Origin of the sequence: Kitasatospora sp. CB02891 (assembly GCF_002803145.1) — a bacterium.
In the GTDB taxonomy this organism is placed as follows: Bacteria; Actinomycetota; Actinomycetes; order Streptomycetales; family Streptomycetaceae; genus Kitasatospora; species Kitasatospora griseola.
The window spans coordinates 82354-104104 of record NZ_NNBO01000015.1; the positions used below are offsets into that span (position 1 = coordinate 82354).

A 21751-nucleotide genomic window follows, 5' to 3' on the forward strand; every position below is an offset into this window, starting at 1 on the left:
AGCCGGGCAGCCTGGACAGCGTCCGCCTGGGGCGGATCACCACGCAGCCGACGTCCCCGTAACACCCTCCGCGCCCCCGTCACACTCCCAGGTCCCCCACCCGGAAACGAAGAGGGCCAGGTCGGACGATGTCCGACCTGGCCTCAACTCCGGTGGGCCGCCAGGGGTTCGAACCCTGAACCTACGGATTAAAAGATCAACTCCGATCGTACTCCGGCGGGTTGGAGCAGGTCACTTCCTGCTATCTCTGCAGCGTGTTGGTGTGTGCGGTGACGGCCCATCCGGCACCGGACGGCCGCTGCCACGCAGTCCGCTCACGCGTCGCTCACGCAGGAACATCCCCGGCGATGCTGGAGACGCGGGAGGCCGTGGGGGTGTCGACGCCGAAGCCAACGAACGGGTCGGGGGCGGCAGTGCGGGCCGGCCCGTCTCCGGGGCGGGCGACGCGAATCAGGCCGATCACAGCTTCGGCCTGGGCGCGGTCGTTGTGGATGCCACCGGTCGAGGTGAGGACGAGCGGACGGCCGAGGCCGTCGCAGACCGGTGGATCTTGCTGGTCAACCCTCCGCACGAGGGGCCGGGCAGAAGGTACCTGTGCGCGGCGTGCCTGCGACGGTACTCCGGCGGGTGCGGGGACCGTTGTCCGGAGCACGCCGTACACCGGCGGCCGGGCGTCGGGAGGACTCAGTGCTCCGGGGTCGGGTACAGGCTGGCCAGGGGGTTCTCATAAGTCCCGGTGGGCATGCAGTCGGGGGCGGGGCTCTGCATCAGACCGGCCCGCAGTTCGCGGGAACTGTGATCCGGGTCGGTCTTGGCCAGCGGCAGGTAGATGAAGAGCCGCAGGTCGGCCGGGATGGCGCTGGGGCGGATGGTGAGAACCTGCCGGGCGCCTTCCGAACCGGCTCCCCTTTCCCCCCGCATGTCCCAGCCGAAGGCCGACAGCTGGTCCTGGTTCGCCTTGGCCACGGTCTCCGGCGAGTAGGAGGGCATCGTCGGGTCGAGGGCGTGGCAGCCGGGCTCGCCGGCGTAGACGCGGCTGCGGACGCCGACCCGGTCCAGGTCGTACTGCAACTGGGTCGCGTCAGCCGGCTTGCAGCCGTCCAGGATGGTGAGTTTGACGAGGCCGTCGCTGCTGCCCTGCAACGTGTACGCCACGGCGGCGACACTGCCCAGCCCCTCGCTTCCCGGCGCGGCCACGCCCGGGGAAGGCGCGGCGCGGTGGCCGGGCACCACGGCGAGAGCGGCCCCCGACACGGCAGCGGCCACTCCCAGCGGGAGCACCACCCGCAGCATCAGGGTCCGTCGCTTGGTCGCGGGCCGGGAGTTCTCGGTGATGGCGCCCATCAGGTATTTCTTCAGTAGGAGCTGGCGGCGGCGAGGGAGTTCCGCGTCGCCCGCGGCCGGCAGCAGCCGGGCCAGTTCCTCCCGCTCAGCCTGCTGGGACTGGTGCTGGGGGGTGGCGCTCATCGGATCGTCTCCTTGGTCGACCGAACCGCGAAAGCGCGGTCACCTGTTACTTGTCCGCGCTTGTCCGTGCGTTGCAGATTGTTCGCGGAGCGCTTCGCCGCCAGTTCCTTCGCGGTGAGGTTCCGCAGCCGGCTGCGAGCGCGGGAGAGCCGGGAGCGGATCGTCCCGATCGGCTTGCCCAGTGCCTCGGCGACGGCCGCGTGGTCAAGCCCCTCCCACACGCACAGCGCGAACACCTCCCGGTCGGCCGGGCGCAACTGCTCCAGCGCGGCCTTCGCCGCGGCCATCTCCTCGGCGTCGGCCATGCGGCCGGTCAGCTCGACGGCGAAGTCGGGGGCGACTTCGCGCGGCGGAAGCGCGGCGAGTACCTTCCGATGGCGGCGGGCGGCCCGGCGGGTGTTGCGGATGACGTTGGTGGCGATGCCCAGCGCCAGAGCTGCAGGCTCTCTCCCTCGGGTTCGACCCTGGTGCGCAGGCGCCACGCCTCCAGAAAGGTCAGCGAGACCACGTCCTCGGCGACGTCCCAGTTTCCCGTCATCCGAACAGCGTGCCGGTACACCGCGCGGGCGTGGTCCTCGAAGACCTGCCCGAACGCCCTCGCATCCCCGGCCCGTATTTGAGCGCGTATCGATTTCTCCACGCGCGTACCTGTCCCGCCGCGTCCGGCCGTTGCCGTGACCCGCGCCACACGAACACCCCGGCCTCGGCGATGTCTTGTCGCCCCTCGCCCGGGGGCCGCAAGTACGAGATGGTAATCCCGCCGCGTCAGCCGTCCGCAGAGACAATCGGCGGCAGCGGGTCGGGCCCACTCATGACTCGGACAACGGCTGTCGGCCTTGGCGGAGGCGCGGATACCCGGTGTTCGGCCAGCACCGTCCGGCCGCCGAGCGGGCGCTCCAGCCCGCACATCGCGTCGGTGACCGGTCTCCCGGCCATCCGCAGCGTCCGCGCCACGGCGAGGAATTGGCTGCCGGAGCGGACGACGTCGCCGATCAGGACGGTGCGCAGAACGGTGATGCCGATGCCCTCGCTCTGCCGGTGGGAGCCATGCGGCTTCGGCAGACGACGCACAAACACGGCGGGCAGGCCAGTGGCGGCCGACAGGGCAAGAGAGTTCGGCGACCGTGCCGTCCTTCGGCCAGGGTTTCGTGTGCTCGGGCGGGATGAGGGCCTGCCTCTTCTGGCCGAGGATGGTGGTGCAGGGCCAGCTACGAGTCGCCGTAAAGTTGGAAACTCGTGATCCCCGACGCGAGGTTGTGGCTGAACTTTTCGAAGCCGCCCGTGCCTCCGATGCCGCGGCACTCGACCAGGAGGGCGTCGATCCGATCCTCGCCGACGGTGATCGTTTGGAATACCTTCGTGGTGCCTGGTTGCTCGGGGGTTCCGGTCGAGGCGGGCCGTGGATAGAGGAGGAATATCTGCTTGGCACCGGTAGCTCGCAGAAAGGCCAGTGACTCGTAGACGTCGGAGTTCTCCACGGAGGCCCTTCCGTTGAGCCTCGTCCGGTACTTGGCGTCGACGAGTATGGTGGGCGCGTTCCGGGGACCTACCGCCGCATCCGGAGTGACGGTGAGCGGTTTGCTGTTCCGCATGCCGAGGGGGAAGACTGGCGAGGCGTGTACCTCTTGTGGGGCCATCCCCGTTCTGAGGGCGAGTTCGCACAGGTGCTGCCAGGTCGACCACATCACCATGACGTAGCCGGGTGCGCGCAGGTGCCGCTCGTCATAGCCGACACCGAAGCCGTTGAGCACCTCCACGGAGAGGTCGTACAAGGCCTGCCAGTGTTGGTACCGGTTCGGCAGTCTTCGGTGCTGGGCTGAGGTGACCACCCGTTGCGGCGCCAGGGCCTGGCGCACCCGGAGGAGCTGGTGCAGTGTTTCGCTGTCGCGGACTTCGGGCAACAGGATGCCCGCTGCTGATGAGATGACCTCGTTCCAGGAGTTCACGTGGTCGAATACGAGCTGGTTCTGACGGAAGCCGTCCGCCTCCGGTAGGACGATGCCTACCGGGTCGAGATCGCCGACGACGGCGTAGTCGTGAACGTTGCGCGATCGGTACTCGCGCAGTGGTCGCCGGTGGCTCTCCCAATACAGGTATGCGAGGGTCCGGCCGACGAGTGTGGTCAGGTCCCCGAGGGCGGCGAAGTCGGCGCGCAGGTGCTCGCGGGGTAGCAGCTTGCCCGTCTTGCTGAGCAGTGCAGCTCGGAAGAAGTCCTGCCGCCAGCCGGAGTCAGTACCGTCCAGGAACTTCGGCACGATCTCAAGTTCCAGATGCGGCGAGAGCCGGAGCAGCCCCGCCACCCCCTCGATCCGGACTGATCCGACCGACGAGATCCGCAGGGGGAGCTGCTGGTGGCCCAGCAGGTCGGCGAGGCGATGCCCTGTGTGAAGGAGTAGGCTCTCGACCTCCAGCTCCGGCTTTGCCATCAGCCCGGCCAGCCGGGATACCAGCCGTGGCTCGTCGCGGTTCTCGGTGATGCGCACACGGTGCAGTGCGGAACTGCTCATCAGGGCGACTCGGCGATGGCCTTGAGGGCCGAATAGACCTGGTGCGGCTCCAACTCGCCGGAGGGAGACAGCTGGAGCACCGGCTGCTCGGCGAAGGTCGCCGAGGTGAGCGTGAATGGACTGCCGGGGACGCCAGCCGAGATCGTCTCGGCGACCCCCCGGAGGTCGCCGAAGAAGACCTCGTCGATGTGAGCCTTAGTGAGGGTCCAGCAGTTGGTGGCGTATCGCAGCGCCCCATCCAGATCGGCCGGAGCGTCAGCGTGCATGAGGGCGCCGTGGCCGAGTTGGAAGGCGGCGCCCCGCCCCAGGGAGAGCCGTTCGTTCACCTTCTGCCAGGCGCGTACCAGAGCTGCATAGACATTCTTGCTGTCGGCCTCCTGACTAGGGAGCTGTCCGGCCAAGTTGCTCGTCAGCCCGAAGTGCTCATGCAGCACTGATGCGTGGGGGATCAGTCGGTATGGGGCAAAACGCCGTTGGAAGGCGACGTCCAGTGGCGCGACCGACGCGTCTGCCTGGTTCATCGCGCCGACGATGTAGAGGTGTTGGGGCAGCGCGTAGTCGATTCTCTCGCCACCGTCGTCGAGTAGCTCGAAGGACTGGGTCGTCGGCGTGGGCTTGCCTTCGAGGTCCAGGCGCTTGTCCGGCTCCAGCGAGACGATACTGGCGCCGAAGGCAGCCACGGCAGGCCCCCTGTTGATCTCGTCGATGATCAGCAGGGCCGCTCCGTTGGGTTTCAGGGCATGCTCGGCCGCTCGGTAGAGGATGCCCTCGGATACGCTGAAACTCAGTGGCATCCCCGCGCCCGCGATCTTCGGTACCAGTCCACGCAGCACGTCCCGCTGGTGAGTGCTCTGGTCGAAGGCGGTGATGAAGACGTGGCGGTCCTTGCGATCCTGGCTGGGCAGCCAGGGTTGGGCGGTGGCCCCTTGATCGGGCAGCGGGATGTACGCGCCTGGCCGGTAGCTCGCACCGGTCCCGGACCCTTCGACGAAAGCGCGCTTCAGTTCGCCCAACAACCGCGACTTTCCGGTCGCGGGCGGGCCACTGAGGAGTACGTTGTTCCGTTCCCTCAACAGCTCCAAAATCTGGATGCAGTCGTCCGAGTAGGTGTGATCAGTCACCGGCGATCCCGTGGCAGTGCTGGAGCTCTTCTACGCAGTCGATATAGCCCTGAACGGAGCTTCCCGCCCTGCGGGTGGGGTCGTCCTTGCAGGCGAGGATGCGCTGGGCCAGTTCCCTGTTCCAGCCTCCCTTGCGTAGATCCTGCTCGTAGGCATAGTGGGCCCGGATCTCGGTTTCGTGTTGCAGTATCAGGAAGAAGGCCGCCCCGAGCTCAGGGCCCGCCTGTGGAAGGGTGAAGTGCTGGTGGATTCGCGAAATCCGGCCTTCGGTGGGACGGGCATCAGTAGGGCTCTCCCATTCCAGATCGACCTCGACCTCCCCGTTTGGCATGCTGAACTTCACCGGGCCCCAATGAACTTCCACGGTGATCTTCTTGCCACTTCGGCGCCGTTCCTTCTGCAGGATATTCGGAAGAAGCTTGCGCATGACCGGATCAAAGTCCTTGTACGGTAGCCGGAAGTCCCGCGCCCCGCCACCCGTTGGAGCGTCATTCGACTCGGCCTGAAGTTTCCGTAGGTCTCCACGGCTGAGCTGTTTGTAGACGACTCGAAGAATGCCTGCCTTCCGAAGCAGCCCTTGCACTGCCACTTTTCCCCCTTAGTTGTAGAAGTGCGCGTAGTCCGCTGGCACGTAGGCCGTGGCCCCGAGCCGCTGCGCCTCGGTGACGCGATCTGCCCACGGCTTGGCAGCGGCACCGGAGTAGGCCTGTGCCAACACGAGGTCACGGGTGATCGTCGAGCGCTTCTCACCGTCGAGCGCTGTCTGGCCGCGGTCGAGAAGGGCAAAGTCCTCGAACATCAGCCGTAGGTCGTCGGGCCCCAGCCCGTACGCCCTGGCCGCCAGCACGTCGATCTCGGCTCGGGTTCGAGCCGCATCGTCGGCGCTCAGATGGGGGCGCGACTGGCCCTCCAAATCCGTTAGCTGCCGGGACAGCTCGATGATGCGGGCACCCACCGGGTTGGCCGGCACGAGCGGCGGGAGTGGGATGGACAACAGCAAGAAGTAGTTCATCGACGTCGTGGTAATCCGGCGCGCGAGCCAGTCGACCGGGATGCTGTTCATCAGTGCCACCCACAGGTGGACCAGGTCCTCTTCGCTGCCAGCAGGCGTGTCGAAGACCACGGTGGGCACCTTGTTGCCGCACACAGTGTCGGGTGGAATGACCGCCGTGAGTAGGGTGCGCTCGTTGGTCTGTCCGGTGACGTCGCAAAAGCCTGCGCGCACCTGTCGTGTCCGCTCGGCCATCCCGCGACGTAGCCGGTCAACCGGGTGCCAGAACTGCGGGCCGACGACCGCCTCGGCGGGAGCCAGAACGTCCCACTGTGCCGCCCGCCCCGTGCCCGACCGGTGGGCCTTGGCGCGGGAACGGTACTGGTGGACCATCCGGCCCTCGATCACCGGCAGATAGCCGGCCGACGGCGCGGTCCGGAAGTCCGCGCGGTCCCGTGACATGTCGACCTCGCGGGCGAGCTGCGGCCGCCACGTGCCATCCGGGGCATCGAATGGAACGCCCGCCCTGGACATTCGTAGAAACATCTCCCACTCAGCCGGTCCACGAACCTCGGGCACCGTCAAGTCCCGCCGAACCTCAGCGAGTTCGGAACGCTCGACGGTGACGACGGAGGTTTGGCGAAGGCCAGTGTCCGTCCCTGATGCGTGCTTCAGCACGACCGGACTCGCGGTCCCGCCGCCAGCGAGTTGGGCCTTGAGGGCGAGGAACTTGAAGCGAGTGTCGATGGCGAAGAACCGGGCGCGGTTCTCCACCACCGTGAACTCCAGTTCCGATGCGCTCTCCAACAGGAACCGGCGCAGCGGCTCCGTGCCCTGCGAACGGATCAGCCCGGCGGGCACGAGCAAAGCCAGCCGCCCCCCGGCGCGCAGCCGACGGCAGGAGAACTCGAGGAAGAGCTTGTAGAGGTCGGCTTCGCCGCGTCCCTGGAGCCTGGCTCCGTCGGCAGTCCGCTCGAGGTAGTCAAGCATCCTCTGGCGCGCCTCGGACATGGCTTGGGGCAGGTCGTCATGAGTCGCGTAGTCGGCGCCGTAGTGCCGGACCACGCCAGCGTTCGCGAGCACCTCATGACGGGTGACCTTGAGCTTCTCCCATGGCGGATTGCCGATCACCACGTCGAAGCCGCCCAGAGACACCTGCTCCCAGACCGCATCCTCGGTCAGCAGGCTATCGCCATGGAGTAGTCGTTCGTCCAGGCTCATCACAGCTTTCAGGTCGTCCGTGACAGCGGCGAGCGCCAGCCGGGCGCCGCGTAGCGCAAAGGCGGACACATCAGCGGCGCACACGGCGTTGGCGACGAAGTCCGTGACGCTGACCTTGCCGTGCTCGCCGACCGACAACGCGAGAGCGGTCAGCAGCAGGCCGGACCCGGCTGCGGGGTCGATCACCCGCATCCCGGGCCCGATGTGCTCGGCCAGGCCCTCGGCCAGGTAACCCGCGAGGCGGAAGTCGGTGTAGTAGGCACCCGTGTTGCGGCGCTCGCCATGCGAGAGTTCCACCCTCGCCAGCGAGGCCAGCGCAAGGGGCACGGGGACGACGGCAGCGGGGGACGAAGCGAGCGACTTAAGCAGCCGCGCGGCATGCTCCCTGACAGCCTGCTCCTCGGTACCGGTGCGCACCCTCGACTCGGCGCAGAACGCGGCCCAGTACTCGGTGACGTCAATGCCCGAGTACGCACAGGATGCGGCTTCCAGCACCTCGAGGCGACGCTCGGACTCACTCCCCGCGATCCCCAGGACGGCCTCGGACTCGGCCAGCACGTTCTGCTCATAGGCCCTTACGGCGGTCATGCGGCTCCCTGTACTGCCAGCGGGCGCAACGACTCTCCGGCAACGTCCGATGCCGCACGGCGCAGCTCGAAGACGAACTCGTGAACCGAGTCGGCGTTGCGGACGGCGACGTCATTCGGGCGGTACCGACCGATGCTACCGAGTGAGTGGACGGTCAACTCACCCAGTGACCCAAGCGCCGTTTCCAATTCCTTCTGGGCCACATGACCCTCGGAACTGTAGGACAGCAGCACCCGTCCTGCGGCACAGCCGCGCACCAAAGACGTCAACGCCTCGAGCGCGCGCTTTCGGTAGCAGAAGTCAGAGGCCAGGTGCTTCCACGGGCGTAGGCCCGTCACTCCGCCGACCTCGGGCTCGTCACCCACAGCGATGGTCTCCAGGATGTGGTAGTACGCCGCGTACTGGCGCTTGGTGTATGGCGGGTCGAAGTACGCGACATCCTCGGAGTGGATCGAAAGTTGGGTGACGTCCCCGACACGAAGGTCCGCCGTGACGGCCCGTCTCCGTAGCTCCCGGGGCCGCAGCTCCAGTTCACGCACGCCAGTGCTGGACCAGTGGCGCAGGAAGCAGCCGTACGTGCCGGCGATGTTGGCCACACGGTTGGCGGCAGCTAGGAGGTCCGCGATCAGCAGACGTTCCTCGGACATGCTGATCGTGCCGTCCGTGCGCCAGGTGGCGATCTGGGTCCGCATCGCGTCTATGCGGGAAGCGTTCGCCTCCGTGAAGTACCGACGCTCCACCCCGGCGTGCTGCGCGGACGCGGGGCTGTACTCGCGCGTGATGAAACCCGGCAGCGGCTCCACCGCGTCCAGCCTCGTAAGAGCTGCCTCGTAGCCACCGAGCGAGGTGAACGGCACATCACTCCGGGCAATCAGCCGGGCTGCGGAGGTGACGACGGAGCTGGTGAGGTGGTCGTTGATCCGCACCGACCATCCGCGATCGGCCACGGCGCTCGCGACTACGCCGGTGCCACTGAAACCGTCTACGAAGGCACCGGCACCAGACGGAGGCCCGGTGAGATCGGCGATTAGCCCGGCGACCCTGGCCTTGGAGCCGATGTATCGGACGCTCACCGTCTTGCCCTCTTCCTTCGGTGCCGGCTCTGCCGCTCTACCCGGTCTCTTTCAGGCCTGCTGACCGGCTGTCCTCTGGAGTTGTATCGCGCCCCACGGACAAACTTGGAGCTTCAGAGCTTACGGCACGGGCTGAATCAACTCGGCGATGGTTCACGTGGACAGGCTGCGTCTAGGTTCTGTCCGGCGGATCACGGCCGGAGCCAGAGACGGATCACTGTGCCGGTGACCGTGCCGTGGAAGACGTAGGCCCGCTTGTCGTATCGGGTTGCGACGGCCCGGAAGGTCTTGAGGCGGTTGATCGTGCGTTCGACCTCGTTGCGGCGCTTGTAGGCCTCCTTGTCGAACGAGGGTGGGCGCCCGCCCCGGCTGCCGCGACGGCGGCGGTTGGCCCGTTGGTCCCGGGGTTCCGGGATGGTGTGCTTGATCTGGCGTCTGCGCAGGTAGCAGCGGTTGCGGCGGGAGCTGTACGCCTTGTCGCCACTCACCCGGTCGGGTCTCGTGCGCGGGTGCCCGCCGACCGGGCGCGGGACGCTGATGCGTTCCATGACCAGTATGAGTTGAGGGGCGTCACCCCACTGGCCCGGTGTGATCAACAGGCCCAGCGGGCGGCGGCCGCCCTCGCCTGCCAGGTGGATCTTCGTCGTCAGTCCGGCCCGGGAGCGCCCGAGTCCCTCGTCGGGGCGGTGCTGCCGGGACGCCGATCTTTTCCCGGAACGCGAAGCGCCATCTTCCGGGCTCCAGCGGCGTGCTGGTGAGCGCGACAGGGGGTGGAGTCCACGCTCACCATGCTCCAGTCGAGTCGGCCCGCCGCGTCGGCATCGGCCTGGACGGCCCGCAGGATCCTGTCCCACGTGCCGTGAGCGAGGCCGCCTGGAGGTGTGCCCGCCCAAAACCGCGGCAGGCGAGCGCACCATCGCCCTCGACTCCGGCACCGTCCACGTTTTGACTACACACCGTAACCAGCAAAAGCTGGAGAAAGCCGCCGCCGGAAAACTCTGGAGAGACTCCGAATACGCATTCACCGACCGCTACGGGCGTCCCCTGCGCCCCGACCACATCGGCTACACCTTCCAACTGCTTGTCCGCGCCAGCGGTCTGCCGCCCGTCCGCCTACATGACCTGCGCCATGGAGCAGCAAGCCTTGCCCTGACCGGCAGCTGCGATCTGAAGGTCATCCAGGCCCAGCTCGGCCACTCCACCATCGTCACCACCGCGGACACCTACACCTCGGTCCTCCCCCAGACTGCGCACGACGGTGCCGAGAACACCGACCAGCAGTTGTCCCAATGCCCCACCCGGGGCCCACCATCGACCCATCACCGACCCGAACACGACGAAGGACGCCCTCCCCGAAGGGAGAACGCCCAGGTCAGGAGACATTTTGGTCTAGTGGGCCGCCAGGGGTTCGAACCCTGAACCTACGGATTAAAAGTCCGCAGGCATACATGCTGCCCTCTGCCATTCCGTGCCGGGCCGTATGCATCTGTGCTGGTCAAAGGCATGACCACGTGCCGCATCGTCCGCGAGGGTGCGTCCCGTGCCAACCCGTTCCGGCGCGTTCGGGCCAGCAGCGGGCCAGCAGAAAAGCCCCGTCGACCAAGGTATTCACCGCGGTCGGCGGGGCTCTACGAGCTGTCCTCAGCCTACCCCGCAGGAGGGCTGGCAACCGGAGCGTCTGAGGGTTCCCTGCCCGCCGCAGGCTCGGGGGCGGGGCGCCGACGCGCCCGTGGCACCACCCCGGCCGCGCGCTCGGCTACCTCTCGGTCAACCTCCGGCAGGAGCGAGGTGTAGGTATCCGAGGCGAGCCTGATCGTGGAGTGCCGCAGGGTCTCTTTGATCGCGTGGAGGTCACCGCCGCCGGCGTGGATGACGGTCGCAGCTTGATGCCGCAGATCGCGGAGGTTGATCGGCGGAAGGCTCGCTGCCACGCGCAGCTTCTCGAACTCGGCCGACACCACGTCGGGGTGAAGCCAGGAGCCGGTCTCAGTGGTGAACTCCTTACCGCTTTCGATCCAGGCTGGTGCTGTTGCCAGATCTCCGCCCGCCGAGAGGTAGTCGCGTCGGGCCCGCAGCACGCCGGCGCGCTCGGCAGCCTTCCTGACGCGGTGTTCGCGGAGGACCTGGACTGTGACACTGTCGAGGGCGATTGTGGCAGCGCTGCCGTCAGTCTTCGGCTCAGTCTCGATGGGTGTCCAGCCGTCCTGCACGATCTCCTTGGCCACGGTGATGGTGGCATCCTCCAGGTCGACGTTGGCCTCGTCCTGCCCGACCGCTTCCCCACGGCGCAAGCCCCGGAAGGCAATCAGGTGGTAGATCGGGTAGAGCCGGTGCTCTTCGGCGGCGTCCAAGAACTCCCCGAGTTGGGGCAGCGTCCAGACCATGACGGGGGACGGCTTCTCGCCTGTCTTCTTCCACTGTTCGACCCGCGGGGGCGTCCACAGCAGCGCCTTGGGCCGCTTGCCGGAGACCATCTCCAAGTGCTCGGCCGGATTGTGGGTGATGAGCTTCCGCGCGATGGCGACGTTCAGCGCGGCCCGCAGAGTGGAACGGATCCGCTGGCGAGTGGCGGCGCCAGTGATACGCCGGAACGGCTTCATCTCGGCGAGCCGGTCCTTCTCGGCTGCGAGCCGGATCGCTTCCTCTGCCGTCGGCGCGCCCGGCCGACTGGCACGGCAGCGGGCTACCTGTTCGCGGCGGGCCTGGTTCTCTGCGGTGATGACCTCGTTTTCGTCGGCGATGGCGTCGAACATTTCCTGCAGGTGGCCGGCGTTCAGCCGGTCGAGGCGCAGGTGCCCGAGGTGCGGCTTGAGGTGCACCCGGATGTGGGACTCGTAACCGTTGTTGGTGGTCTTCCTGGTCTTCTTGCTGGCGAACCAGGTGTCGAGCCACTCGGCCACGGTCATCTTGCCATCGAGCGGGATGCCGACGCCAAGGCGCCGTTTCACTTCCTCTGGACTCGGGATCGGACCCCGATTCTTGGCGACGCCGGCCAAGAGGTCGCCAACCCTCTGCTGTGCGTCCTGGTCGTCGTCCTTGACGAGCGCGAGAACCGCACGCACCTCATCGAGGGCGTCCTGCGCATCCTTGACGCTGGCGAAACCAGTACGGCGGAAGGTGCGCCGACTACCGCTTGAAGCAACCGGGAGCTCCTGCCGGATGGCTGGCGATCCGTGATTCTTTCGGACAAGGCTCGGGCAGGATGAACCCAAAAGCTTTCCATCATCCCCCCTGCATTCACAGCGCTTATAAACTCCCCCGCCACGCCTCGCCGCACTCACACGCTACTCCTCGTCATCATCCTCACCGCGATCATCATCGTCATACCGAAAACGTTGCTCCAGGAAATCTTCTACAGCCACTCTCAACGTGCCATCAATCTTCGGCCGGAGAGCTCCAATAGCATCCAATCTGGCCCACAGATCAACTAGCTGCTCAAGGGCCGTCCGAAGGCTCCTCGATGCAGCATCAACAGCCCAGCGGAGCCGCCTGTGCTCACTAATCATCGAGTGAAATTCCGCCACCTCCGAACCCAACTCGTGTTCACGCACACTAAGGAGCAGGAGGTGCTGCTCTAGAGCGGCACGCTTATCTGGATGAGCCGCCTGCTCCCTCAAGGAAGCGAACACTGAGTCCCTCTCCGCTCTCACCTCATCGAGCTCCTGCAGGCGATCAGCCGTCTGCATCTTGCTGAGCCGCTGCTCAAACACAGCGAGCTCGGTCTCAGCTCGCCGCCTCCTGTCGATTTCCCTGCCAGCCCGCCTACTGAGCCTCCGATGAGATTCATAAAGATACATTTGATGAGATAGAAAAACCTCATTCGAAACAACAGGGGGAGCGGCAGCTCCTGAAAAATAGTCAATCGCCTCAAGTGGAGCAACGGAAATACCGGGAAGATAATCCACCGACTCTCGATATCCGATCGGGAAAAGGAGGGTCACGGGGGGAACTTCCAGCGCCGCAGAAAGAATCACAATCTCCGCAGCTGAAATTGTCAGCCGCCGCTTACTTTCAAGATTCGCAATCACGGAGCGCGGAATTTGGAAACCGAGATCTTCACACCGATCCGCAAGCTGTTGAGCACTCATTCCTCGCACCCTGCGAAGGCGCTTAACCTCGTCCGCCACCGCTGCCGCAAGCTTCGACGCCCAGTCGGATGGTTCAGTACTAGTTGTCATGGGAGCAACGTTCCCACGGTTCTTGTGCTCGTACAAGACAACACAGCTTGACACCGGCCCTGCCCGAGATCAGACTCGTGGGACCATCCCAGAGAGACAACTTCTAGAGGGATTGACACCTAGTGACACAACCTGCCCTCAGTGCGCGCGACCTGCTCAGATGGCCGCCCACTGTCGACGTGGCGGCCGGCGGCCGCGCCTTCGGTCTTGGCCGAAGCACCGCTTACGCACTGGCACGCTCGGACCAGTTTCCCTGCAAGGTCATCCGGGCAGGGCGGTCCTACCGCGTCATCACCGCCGACCTGCTCCGAGTGCTCAACATCTGCTCGGACAACAGCGACGGCGCCGGGGCTGGCACCCCGACGCCGTCCGAGACACCCCGCTCCACCAGCGCGAACTAGCAAGAGAAGGCACATCTCATGAGCGATGCTCCCACAGCACTCACTACGTCGCATCGGGGGACGGCCGTGTACACGTCGGCTCCCGAATCGGACGGCTCCACTCCGATCACCGAGCTGATCGCAGCCATCCGCGACGGCCAGTCCCCGCTTGCCCCCTCGCGACGCCCCGCCGGCGGCCACATCGTCTCGGTCGACCTCAGCGTGCTCGACCGGGCCCAGGTGAACGACATCCTGCACGCCCTCGGCATCCCACCGGCGCGACCGATCGAGGCGGTCTACGCCGACGCGGTCACCGCGACGAAGACCCTCGCCGACGCGGAGATCGCCGCCAGTCCCGGATGCGCCACCGTGAACGCCGAAGTCTGGGGCGACGCGGTGATCACGATCCTCGAGCCGACGTGGTGCACCACGTCCCACACCCAGCACAACGGCATGGGTGACCACCCGCAGGACCTGTACCACGCCAGCGACGAGCAGTTCGTCTGCGTCACCAGGGCCAACGGGACCCCCGAGGACCTGTTCTCTGGGTGGATCGCGTCGAGCCCGTTCCTCGCCGAGGCCACCGACCGGCCGCCGTGCGGCATGATCGGGTTCGCCAACGGCGATTGCGAGGAATACGACGAGGCCGGTCTCGACCGCCTGGCGCACGAACTGCGCGCCGCCGCCGCGATGATCGACGGCCTTCGCGCCCAACTGCGTCGCGCGACGTCCGGCCACCAGATGACGGCCGCCTAACACTTCACCACCGCCACAGCCGCTGAGATCCCAGCCCCCGCGGCTCATGCGCGCAGGTCTCCGTATTCGCCGAGACCGTCATCGAGCAGGCCGACGACCTGCAGCAGCGCCATCCCGCGCCGGGGCGGGGCCCCTCCTGCCCTCCCCCGGCTGCCGCGCTGCCACTTCACCTTCACCAGCTCCAGCGAAGAGAGCTTCCCCGTGCCCACCACCTTGCGCGATGCTGCGCGCGAACTCCACGAGGCCGGCCTGTGCGTCATCCCCATCCGGGCGAACGGCGAGAAGGCCCCCTCCGTCAAGTGGACCCCGTACAAGGTCTCCAGGTCCACCCCGGAGGAGCACGACACATGGTTCCGTCCCGGGCGGGACGCCGGGATCGCCGTGGTCTACGGCGAGGTCTCTGGTGCCATCGAGATGATCGAATTCGAGGGCCTCGCCGTCCGTGAGGGCGTCCTCGACGAGGTCACCGAGATCATGCAGGCCTCCGGCCTCGGCGACGTCTGGGCAGCGGTCCAGTCCGGATGGGCCACCCAGTCGCCGTCCGGCGGGATCCATTACCGCGTCCACATCGACGGCGCCCCGGTCCCGCCGAACACCAAGCTCGCCCAGCGGCCGGCGCGCGAGGACGAGTACACCCCAGAGGAGCGCCAACGCATCGCGGAGAAGCCGGGCAGTCGGATCACGCGTGTGCTCGTCGAGACACGAGGCGAGGGCGGATACGGGCTCGTCGAGCCGTCAGGCGGCGCCGTACACGCGTCCGGTCGGCCGTACGTGCGGATCGCCGGGGGACCGAGCAGCATCCCGACCATCGCCGCCGACTACATGGAAGCGGTCCGCGAGGTCTGCCGGATGGTCGACGCCCTCCCCCGGCCCGAAACTGCGGCCAGCGCCCCGAAGAGCCGCACACCACCTCCTCCCGGTGGAGGACTGCGGCCCGGCGAGGACTTCAACCTTCGCGCGTCCTGGGAGGAGATCCTCTCCGGCATCTTTCGGCCGGTCCGGACCAGCGGTAGCACCACCTACTGGGGGTGGGCCGACGGGTCCCGCGGGGCGAAGGCGACGACCGGCCGCGACCCGGCCACCGACCGCCTGTACGTCTTCACGACCAGCAGCGACTTCATCCCCGAGGTGCCCTACACGAAGTTCGGCGCCTGGGCGCTGCTCAACCACGGCGGCGACTACCAGGCCGCCGCCCGGGCCCTGCGCGCCCAGGGGTACGGCGATGCCACACCCCACCGCGGCCTCGCCCCGGTCTCCCACCTGCCCGTCCAGCGCGCGTCCCCGCCGACCGACGGCGCGCTCGCCGTCCAGTACGACCCGGCGCAGGAGCCCGACCTCCCCGAGGACCCGGGGCCCGCAGCGCTGCCCGAGGTCGACATCACCAACGAAGCGGACGGCCTCGACGGGCTGCTCGCGGTGATGGCCGCCAACCAGCTTCCCGACCTCTACAAGCGCTCCACCGGCCCGTGCTGGGTGACCACCGACGACCAGGGCGACCCGCAACTGGTGCAGCTCGGCACCGACAACCTCCGGGCCTACTTCGCCGAGCACATCCAGACCTACACGACCACCGACGACAAAGAGACCGGCGGCACCAAGGCGGTCCGGGCACTCGTCAACCCGCGGACCTGCTCCACCATCCTCGGCCGGCGCGACTGGCCGCTGCGGAAGATCACGGGGGTCATCACCTCCCCGGTGCTCCGCCGCGACGGTTCGCTGATCACCGCACCGGGCTACGACCCGGACAGCGGCCTGTTCCTCCATCCGCGGGTGAAGGTGCGGCGCCTGGCCCCCGAGCTCACCCCGGAGAGCGTCGCCAAGGCCAAGGACATCGTCCTCGGCCAGATGCTCGCCGACTTCCCGTGGCAGACCCCGGCCGACCGCGCGAATTTTCTCGGTGCCCTGCTCACCCCGATCATCCGCCCGTACTTCGACGGCACCACCCAGATGATGGTCATCACCGCGACCGCCGCCGGCAGCGGCAAGAGCCTGCTCAAGGACATCTTCCAGTACTGCTACGGCACCGCCTCGACCCCCTGGCCGGAGAACGACGCCGAGCTGCGCAAGGCCATCACCGCGCAGCTCTACACCACCGGCCAGCCCGTCGTCGCCCTCGACAACCTCCCCAACGGGCACATCATCAAGTCGCCGATCCTGTCGGCCCTGCTGACCGAGGAGATCTGGCGGGACCGGGTGCTCGGCGTCACCGCGACGGTCAGCATGCCGAACGACCGGCTGTGGATCGCCACCGGCAACGCCCTGCGGACCGGCGGGGACAACGGCCGCCGTGTGCTGTGGGTCCGCCTCGATCCGAACTGCCCTGACCCGGACCAGCGAGACGGCTACATGGTCGGCGACCTCAGGCCCTGGCTCCGGGCGAACGCGTCCACAGTGGTGGCCGCGCTGGTGACGATGGTGCGCTCCTGGGCGGCCGCCGGCGCGCCGACCATCCGGGTCCGCAAGGGCGACTACTCCCAGTGGGCCAGCCTCATCGCGGGCATCCTCGACCACCTCGGCGTGATCGGCTGGATGGCCGACCAGGACGACACCAGGGCGCTCGACGACGAGGCCCAGGACTGGCGGATGTTCCTGGAGGCCTGGCGCGACGCGTTCGGCGAGCGCACGGTCACCACCGGGGAGGCGCTTGGCGCGTTGAAGGAGTACGTCCCCACCACCCGAGACGAGCCGCCCACCCCGAAGCAGCTCGGCCATTGGCTGAAGGCCCGGGATGGGCGCTACTACGGCACCCACAAGCTGACGATGGTGCCCGACTCGCACCGCAAGCAGAACTTGTGGCGGGTCGACGTCCACGGCGGGGCCCAGTGAGCACCCGGGCACCGCAGTGGCGGGGATCTGCGGGGATCACAACCCCGCAGGCGACGGGAATCCCGCCAGCCTCAACCCTCGCCCCCACCAGCGCAGATGCGGGGATGCGGGGATCTGCGGGGAACTCCGGGCCCCCCCTCTACAGGCCCGTGCGCACTACTCCCCCTTCTCTCCCGGCACGTGGTCAGCGTGAACCCGAACCTTCTCTGCTCTTCACGCCACGACTTGAAGAACATCCCGCAGATTCCCGCAAAGCCCGCAAAGCAGCAGATCAGAAGCACACCAGCTCCCCCCTGAGATCCCCGCTGAGATCCCCGCTCCCCTCCCCCACATCCCCGCACCGAGCCAGGAAGGCGACCCCGTGACCGGCACCCTGACACTCCGCCCCTACCAGACCGAGGCCATCGACCGCCTGATCGGCAGCTGGCGATCAGGCACCGGCAACCGGCTTGCGGTCGTCTTGCCGACCGGCGCCGGGAAGACTGTGGTCCTCTCCCACCTCATCGCCCGCTTCGGCCACCGCGCCCTCGTCATCGCGCACCGCGACGAGCTCATCCAGCAGGCCGCCGCGAAGATCCGGGCCATCGCCCCGCACCTCAAGGTCGGCATCGTCAAGGCCGGCCGGAACGAACACCGGGGCGTGGACGTGGTGGTGGCGAGCATTCAGACCCTGGCCAGCCTCCGACGTCGTGCACCGATCACCGGCATCGGCCTGGTCGTCGTGGACGAGTGCCACCACGCCGCCGCCGACACCTACATGACCGTCCTCGAACACTTCGGCGCCTGGGCCGGGGTGCCCGTGGCCGGCTTCACCGCCACGATGACCCGCACCGACGGCGGCCTCGCCGACGTCTGGCAGGACATCGTGTTCAAGCTCGACATCCTGGACCTCATGAAGACCGGCCACCTGGTCAACGTGCGCGGGAAGCGCGTCGTGGTCGACGGCCTCGACCTCGACTCGGTGAAGACCCGCGGAGGCGACCTCCAGGACGGCCAGCTCGGCCAGGCCATGGAGACCTCCGGCGCGGCCCTGGTCGTCGCGGACGCCTACGCCGAACACGCCGCCGACCGGGCCGGCGTCGTCTTCGCCCCCACCGTCGCCACGGCCCGCAGCATGGCCGACGTCCTCACCGCCCGAGGGATCCCGGCCGCCGCAGTGTGGGGCGACATGGCCGCCGAGGATCGGCAGAGCGTCCTGCAGCGGTACAAGGACGGCAGCCTCCAGGTGCTGACGAACTGCTCGGTGCTCACCGAGGGCTGGGACGCGCCTCGGGCGTCGTGCGCGGTGATCGCCCGGCCGACCAAGTCCGTCGGCCTGTACGTGCAGATGGTCGGCCGGGTCCTGCGACCGTACGCCGGGAAGGCAGACGCCCTGGTCCTCGACGTGGTCGGAAGCAGCACCCGCCACAAGCTCGCCTCGATCGTCGACCTGACCGAACGGGCCGTCGCCGAGCTCCGCTCGGACCAGAGCCTCATCGAGGCCGCCGACGCCGAGACCGACGTACCGGTACCGGGCGGCCGGGCCCTCGCCGTGCGCTGGGAGGACATCGACCTGTTCCACACCTCCCGGATCCGCTGGCTGCGCACCGCTGGCGGCACCTGGTTCATCCCGGCGGGCGCCGCCTACTACTTCCTCATCCCCGGTGCCGTTCCAGGTCGCTTCCGCATCCGGCGGTGGGCAGCGGACACCGGTGCCCGGCCGCCGGCCAGGGACATCGAGGTGCCGCAGCACGAGGCGATGAGGTGGGCGGAGATCGGTGCGACCCGCACCGACGGTCGCGCGCTCGCCATGAGGAGTTCCGCCTGGCGCGGTCGACCGGCTTCTGCCCGCCAGCTGGGGATGGCCCGGCATCGCAAGATTCGGATCCGCCCCGGGTCGACGGCCGGCGAGGTATCGGACGCCCTCGACATCGTCCAGGCCTCCATCGTGCTGGACCCCTGGGTAGCCGCCGCTCTCGCTCCTGCCGCCGCCTGACCGCCTGGAGACCATCATGACCATTCCGCTGCACGGCCAACCGCTCACGCCACACGAGTCGGAGACCCTGACTCGTCTCGCCCGCGGTCACCGATACGCCGACATCGCGCTCGACACGTACGGCGGACTCAACTCCGTCAAGACCACGCTCCGCCGCGTCTACCGCAAGCTCGGTGCCGCGTCCGGCCCGCACGCTGTCGCTCTCGCCATCGCGGCCGGGAGCCTGCCCACCGACGTCGCCGCGCCGTCCGTGTTCAAGGAGGACTGACTCTTGACGGACTGCCTGGCTTGCGAGCAGGAAACCGCCGGTGAGTACCTGTGCGCGCGCTGCACCGAGCGTGTGGGCGCCGAGCTCCGCTCCCTTCCTGCCCTCTACGAGGCACTCGGTGCCTACCTCCGCCCGTCCTCCCAGATCTCCATCCGGGTCGGCTCAGGTACTCCGGCTCCGGACGCGCCCCTGCCCGTCTTCGAAGACGCCCTGGACCTCATCGGGCCCGGCGGAATCGTCACCGCGCTGGAGGACTGGCGCTTCGAACTGTGCCAGGACGCACAGATCCGATGGGGATCTCCGTTCGGTGACTACCGTGGTCGGCTCCGCCGCGCCGTTGCCGGACTGCACAACATGCTCGAGTACGTTCAGAACTGGTCGCGGGCCGGCGAGTTCGCCGCGGCGGTGCACACCATGCACAGCTCGGCCCGGTCCATCGTCGCCCCGCGGGAGCGCCGCCTCCGAGCAGGGACGTGCACCCAGGAGACCGAGGGCGGAGAGGTGTGCGGCGCGGTGCTCTTCGCCGTGCCGGGCCGGCCAGTGGTGTGCACCTGGTGCTCGACCCGGTATCCGGCCTCGACCTGGCTCGATCTGGCGGCAGAGATCCACCGGGCGGCGTAGGGGCGCAAAGCGGCCCCCGGCGGATCACCGGGGGCCGTCTCAGGTGGCTGGTGCCTGCTGCTCCGGCCGCTCCGGGAGCCTGGCGCCAGGCTCTCCGATGTACCAGCGGATGAAGCTGCGCAGCACTTTCGACCGATCGGCCTCCGCATCGGGGGAGGCATCGACTGCCGCCTCGAAGCGGGCCCAGAGCTCGTCCGTGGTGCGGAATCGACGGAGCCCGGACGGCGCCTTCTCTGCCATGCATGCCTCCTCTGTGGCTACAGCGAGTCTCCCACAAGCCTTGCGTTGTAGCCACAGTGTGGCTACAGTTTTCGACGTACCAACCAGACAGGCCCCGCCCAGGTGACGCCATCACCAGGGCAGGGCCTCACCGGCACCCTTGCATGCACAAGGAGACCAGCTGTGGGCAATGCTCCCACGTCGCCGACCGACCCGGCGATCACCCCCCGCGCCCAGTTCGAGGCGATCTACCGTGACCACTCCCGGCAGATCACCCTGTACATCGCCATGCACCTGCACCGCACCGACCGCCACCTCGCCGAGGACCTCACCAGCGAGACCTTCATCCGGCTGTGGAGGTCGATCACCACCGGCCTGGAGATCGAGCGTCCCCGCGGCATCCTCAACACCATCGCCGCCCACGTCATCGCCGACCACTTCCGTCGCGCTAGCAGCCGCGAGCAGCCTGTCGACTTCGCGGCCGGCAACCACACCGACGTGCCGGACAGCGCCGCCGTGACGCCCCACCTCGCCGGCCTCCTCCACGAGCTGGAGGCCGCCAAGGAGCAGCTCGCCCAGGCCGCCGACGACTACCGGGTGATGGACCGTCGCCGCAAGGTCGCCCTTGCCGCCGTCGCGAACTGCACCCGGCCGGACTCGCTCCGCCGCGCTCAGCTGCGTGCCGCGCGGGCCGGCCTCCTTCGTGACGCCGCCCTCCTCGTCTTCCAGGTCGCCGGCGACCTGGTCGCCCAGGCCCGGGCCGCGTGGAACGACGGGGCGGTGTCGCTCAACGGCGACTCCGAGCCGTTGCCGCAGCGCGACCCCGGTAAGACGTTCCGCCAGCCGCCCGCGACCGTCGGCAAGCCGAAGCCGGTCCCGCAGCCGCAGGCCGCCTGATGGACACCATCACCGTCATGCACAAGGACGCCCCCGGCGCCGCAGCCTGCATCGCTGCGATCGCCAGCGAGGCCCTCAGCCGCGGCTACACCAGCGTCGAGACGCGCTACGAGCCGCCGACCGGACTCTACGTCGTCACGGGCGAGCCCGCCCCCGGCCAGTAGGCCGCATCCCGCAGCGGAAGGCCAGCGCGGCAGCGCGCCGTGGTCACTGCTGCACCAACCGCCCGACCCGAGGTGACACGCCCCTCGGGCCGGGCCACCACACCACCTTCAAGGGGACACCCATGTCCGACCGCACCGACCTGATCGCCGGCATCCGCCAGTTCGCCGACTGGCTGGAGGCCACCCCCGACGTTCCCGCGCCGACGAGCCCCCGGTTCTTGCTGCCGCTCAGCACCAACTCGGCGGTCATCGCGTTCGCCTCCGAGCACGGTCTCACCACCACCGCCGACGCCGAGGGCAACCTGTCCGCCGCCCTCACCTTCGGGTCCGTGACCTACGAGGCCTACGGCTACGTCGACTTCGAGGAGCACCGCGCCGCCATCGCCGAGCGGAACGCCCGCACCTGGGCGGCTGAGAACGGACTGCAGATCACCTCCAGCGCCTGCGTCTGACCCGCCGACCGCCCAGCCCGGGCTGAGGTGACGACCGACCCTCGGCC

General features: G+C 68.2%; 18 protein-coding genes, 1 tRNA gene and 2 pseudogenes. 9 read left to right on the forward strand and 12 right to left on the reverse strand.

Features of this window, described 5'->3' with window-relative positions:
- Window positions 1-684: 684 nt before the first annotated feature.
- From CG736_RS28210 to CG736_RS28250, 8 genes and pseudogenes are all read right to left on the reverse strand, one after another.
- Window positions 685-1467 (reverse strand): hypothetical protein, encoded by a 783-nt coding sequence (locus CG736_RS28210; RefSeq protein WP_100588978.1) that lies wholly within the window; start codon window positions 1465-1467, stop codon window positions 685-687.
- Window positions 1464-2107 (reverse strand): annotated as a pseudogene (locus tag CG736_RS28215) (RNA polymerase sigma factor). The gene CG736_RS28210 and the pseudogene CG736_RS28215 overlap by 4 nt, the downstream one beginning before the upstream one ends.
- 568 nt (window positions 2108-2675) lie before the next feature.
- A complete protein-coding gene (locus CG736_RS28225) occupies window positions 2676-3974 on the reverse strand; it encodes a hypothetical protein (protein ID WP_100588980.1) in 1299 nt (432 codons plus the stop codon).
- Window positions 3974-5095 carry an AAA family ATPase gene (locus CG736_RS28230; protein ID WP_100588981.1) on the reverse strand — a complete coding sequence of 374 codons (1122 nt, stop codon included), beginning with the start codon at window positions 5093-5095 and terminating at the stop codon, window positions 3974-3976. Before CG736_RS28230 ends, CG736_RS28225 begins: the two co-directional genes overlap by 1 nt.
- Window positions 5088-5522 carry a hypothetical protein gene (locus CG736_RS28235; protein ID WP_100588982.1) on the reverse strand — a complete coding sequence of 145 codons (435 nt, stop codon included), beginning with the start codon at window positions 5520-5522 and terminating at the stop codon, window positions 5088-5090. Before CG736_RS28235 ends, CG736_RS28230 begins: the two co-directional genes overlap by 8 nt.
- Before the next feature lie 171 nt (window positions 5523-5693).
- Window positions 5694-7895, reverse strand: coding sequence for a restriction endonuclease (locus tag CG736_RS28240; protein ID WP_100588983.1), 2202 nt, complete (start codon window positions 7893-7895; stop codon window positions 5694-5696).
- Window positions 7892-8968, reverse strand: a complete 1077-nt coding sequence (locus CG736_RS28245; protein ID WP_100588984.1) for a DNA adenine methylase — start codon at window positions 8966-8968, stop codon at window positions 7892-7894. Before CG736_RS28245 ends, CG736_RS28240 begins: the two co-directional genes overlap by 4 nt.
- A gap of 191 nt (window positions 8969-9159) precedes the next feature.
- A pseudogene (locus tag CG736_RS28250) lies at window positions 9160-9833 on the reverse strand (IS5 family transposase); the annotation flags it as partial.
- Window positions 9834-9847: 14 nt separating this feature from the next.
- Between CG736_RS28250 and CG736_RS28255 the strand changes: the two are divergent.
- A complete protein-coding gene (locus CG736_RS28255) occupies window positions 9848-10387 on the forward strand; it encodes a tyrosine-type recombinase/integrase (RefSeq protein WP_157815769.1) in 540 nt (179 codons plus the stop codon).
- Here the strand turns inward: CG736_RS28255 and CG736_RS28260 are convergent.
- From CG736_RS28260 to CG736_RS36590, 3 genes are all read right to left on the reverse strand, one after another.
- Window positions 10362-10426 (reverse strand) — tRNA-Lys (locus tag CG736_RS28260). The genes CG736_RS28255 and CG736_RS28260 overlap by 26 nt on opposite strands.
- A 188-nt stretch (window positions 10427-10614) precedes the next feature.
- On the reverse strand, window positions 10615-12249 hold the full coding sequence (gene xerC / locus CG736_RS28265; RefSeq protein WP_100588986.1) for a tyrosine recombinase XerC: 1635 nt from the start codon (window positions 12247-12249) through the stop codon (window positions 10615-10617).
- Window positions 12250-12252: 3 nt separating this feature from the next.
- Entirely contained in the window at window positions 12253-13056 is an 804-nt protein-coding gene (locus tag CG736_RS36590) for a hypothetical protein (RefSeq protein ID WP_157815770.1), read from the reverse strand.
- A gap of 557 nt (window positions 13057-13613) precedes the next feature.
- Between CG736_RS36590 and CG736_RS28280 the strand changes: the two genes are divergently transcribed.
- From CG736_RS28280 to CG736_RS28300, 5 genes are all read left to right on the forward strand, one after another.
- On the forward strand, window positions 13614-14282 hold the full coding sequence (locus tag CG736_RS28280) for a hypothetical protein (RefSeq protein WP_100588988.1): 669 nt from the start codon (window positions 13614-13616) through the stop codon (window positions 14280-14282).
- Between the two features lie 201 nt (window positions 14283-14483).
- Entirely contained in the window at window positions 14484-17108 is a 2625-nt protein-coding gene (locus CG736_RS28285; RefSeq protein WP_100588989.1) for a hypothetical protein, read from the forward strand.
- Between the two features lie 361 nt (window positions 17109-17469).
- Entirely contained in the window at window positions 17470-19083 is a 1614-nt protein-coding gene (locus CG736_RS28290; RefSeq protein ID WP_100588990.1) for a DEAD/DEAH box helicase, read from the forward strand.
- A 16-nt stretch (window positions 19084-19099) separates the two neighbouring features.
- A complete protein-coding gene (locus CG736_RS28295; protein ID WP_100588991.1) occupies window positions 19100-19351 on the forward strand; it encodes a helix-turn-helix transcriptional regulator in 252 nt (83 codons plus the stop codon).
- Between the two features lie 3 nt (window positions 19352-19354).
- A complete protein-coding gene (locus CG736_RS28300) occupies window positions 19355-19972 on the forward strand; it encodes a hypothetical protein (protein ID WP_100588992.1) in 618 nt (205 codons plus the stop codon).
- A gap of 39 nt (window positions 19973-20011) precedes the next feature.
- Here CG736_RS28300 and CG736_RS28305 read toward each other — a convergent pair whose 3' ends face one another.
- On the reverse strand, window positions 20012-20212 hold the full coding sequence (locus CG736_RS28305) for a hypothetical protein (RefSeq protein ID WP_100588993.1): 201 nt from the start codon (window positions 20210-20212) through the stop codon (window positions 20012-20014).
- Between the two features lie 162 nt (window positions 20213-20374).
- Here CG736_RS28305 and CG736_RS28310 point away from each other — a divergent pair, with 162 nt between their 5' ends.
- The 3 genes from CG736_RS28310 (at window position 20375) to CG736_RS28315 (ending at window position 21704) form a co-directional block, all read left to right on the forward strand.
- Complete coding sequence (locus tag CG736_RS28310; protein ID WP_100588994.1) at window positions 20375-21088, forward strand: RNA polymerase sigma factor; 714 nt, start codon at window positions 20375-20377, stop codon at window positions 21086-21088.
- The gene (locus CG736_RS36595; protein WP_157815771.1) at window positions 21088-21252 is read left to right on the forward strand and encodes a hypothetical protein; all 165 of its coding nucleotides are present in this window, start codon (window positions 21088-21090) and stop codon (window positions 21250-21252) included. Before CG736_RS28310 ends, CG736_RS36595 begins: the two co-directional genes overlap by 1 nt.
- Before the next feature lie 122 nt (window positions 21253-21374).
- Complete coding sequence (locus CG736_RS28315; RefSeq protein WP_100588995.1) at window positions 21375-21704, forward strand: hypothetical protein; 330 nt, start codon at window positions 21375-21377, stop codon at window positions 21702-21704.
- Window positions 21705-21751 lie beyond the last annotated feature (47 nt).

What these genes read in the sequence shown, in the direction of transcription:
- CG736_RS28210 (WP_100588978.1), bottom strand. Translation starts at nt 1,467, where the DNA reads ATGAGCGCCACCCCCCAGCACCAGTCCCAGCAGGCTGAGCGGGAGGAA.
- CG736_RS28225 (WP_100588980.1), bottom strand. Translation starts at nt 3,974, where the DNA reads ATGAGCAGTTCCGCACTGCACCGTGTGCGCATCACCGAGAACCGCGAC.
- CG736_RS28235 (WP_100588982.1), bottom strand. Translation starts at nt 5,522, where the DNA reads ATGCGCAAGCTTCTTCCGAATATCCTGCAGAAGGAACGGCGCCGAAGT.
- CG736_RS28240 (WP_100588983.1), bottom strand. Translation starts at nt 7,895, where the DNA reads ATGACCGCCGTAAGGGCCTATGAGCAGAACGTGCTGGCCGAGTCCGAG.
- CG736_RS36590 (WP_157815770.1), bottom strand. Translation starts at nt 13,056, where the DNA reads ATGAGTGCTCAACAGCTTGCGGATCGGTGTGAAGATCTCGGTTTCCAA.
- CG736_RS28295 (WP_100588991.1), top strand. Translation starts at nt 19,100, where the DNA reads ATGACCATTCCGCTGCACGGCCAACCGCTCACGCCACACGAGTCGGAG.
- CG736_RS28305 (WP_100588993.1), bottom strand. Translation starts at nt 20,212, where the DNA reads ATGGCAGAGAAGGCGCCGTCCGGGCTCCGTCGATTCCGCACCACGGAC.
- CG736_RS36595 (WP_157815771.1), top strand. Translation starts at nt 21,088, where the DNA reads ATGGACACCATCACCGTCATGCACAAGGACGCCCCCGGCGCCGCAGCC.
- CG736_RS28315 (WP_100588995.1), top strand. Translation starts at nt 21,375, where the DNA reads ATGTCCGACCGCACCGACCTGATCGCCGGCATCCGCCAGTTCGCCGAC.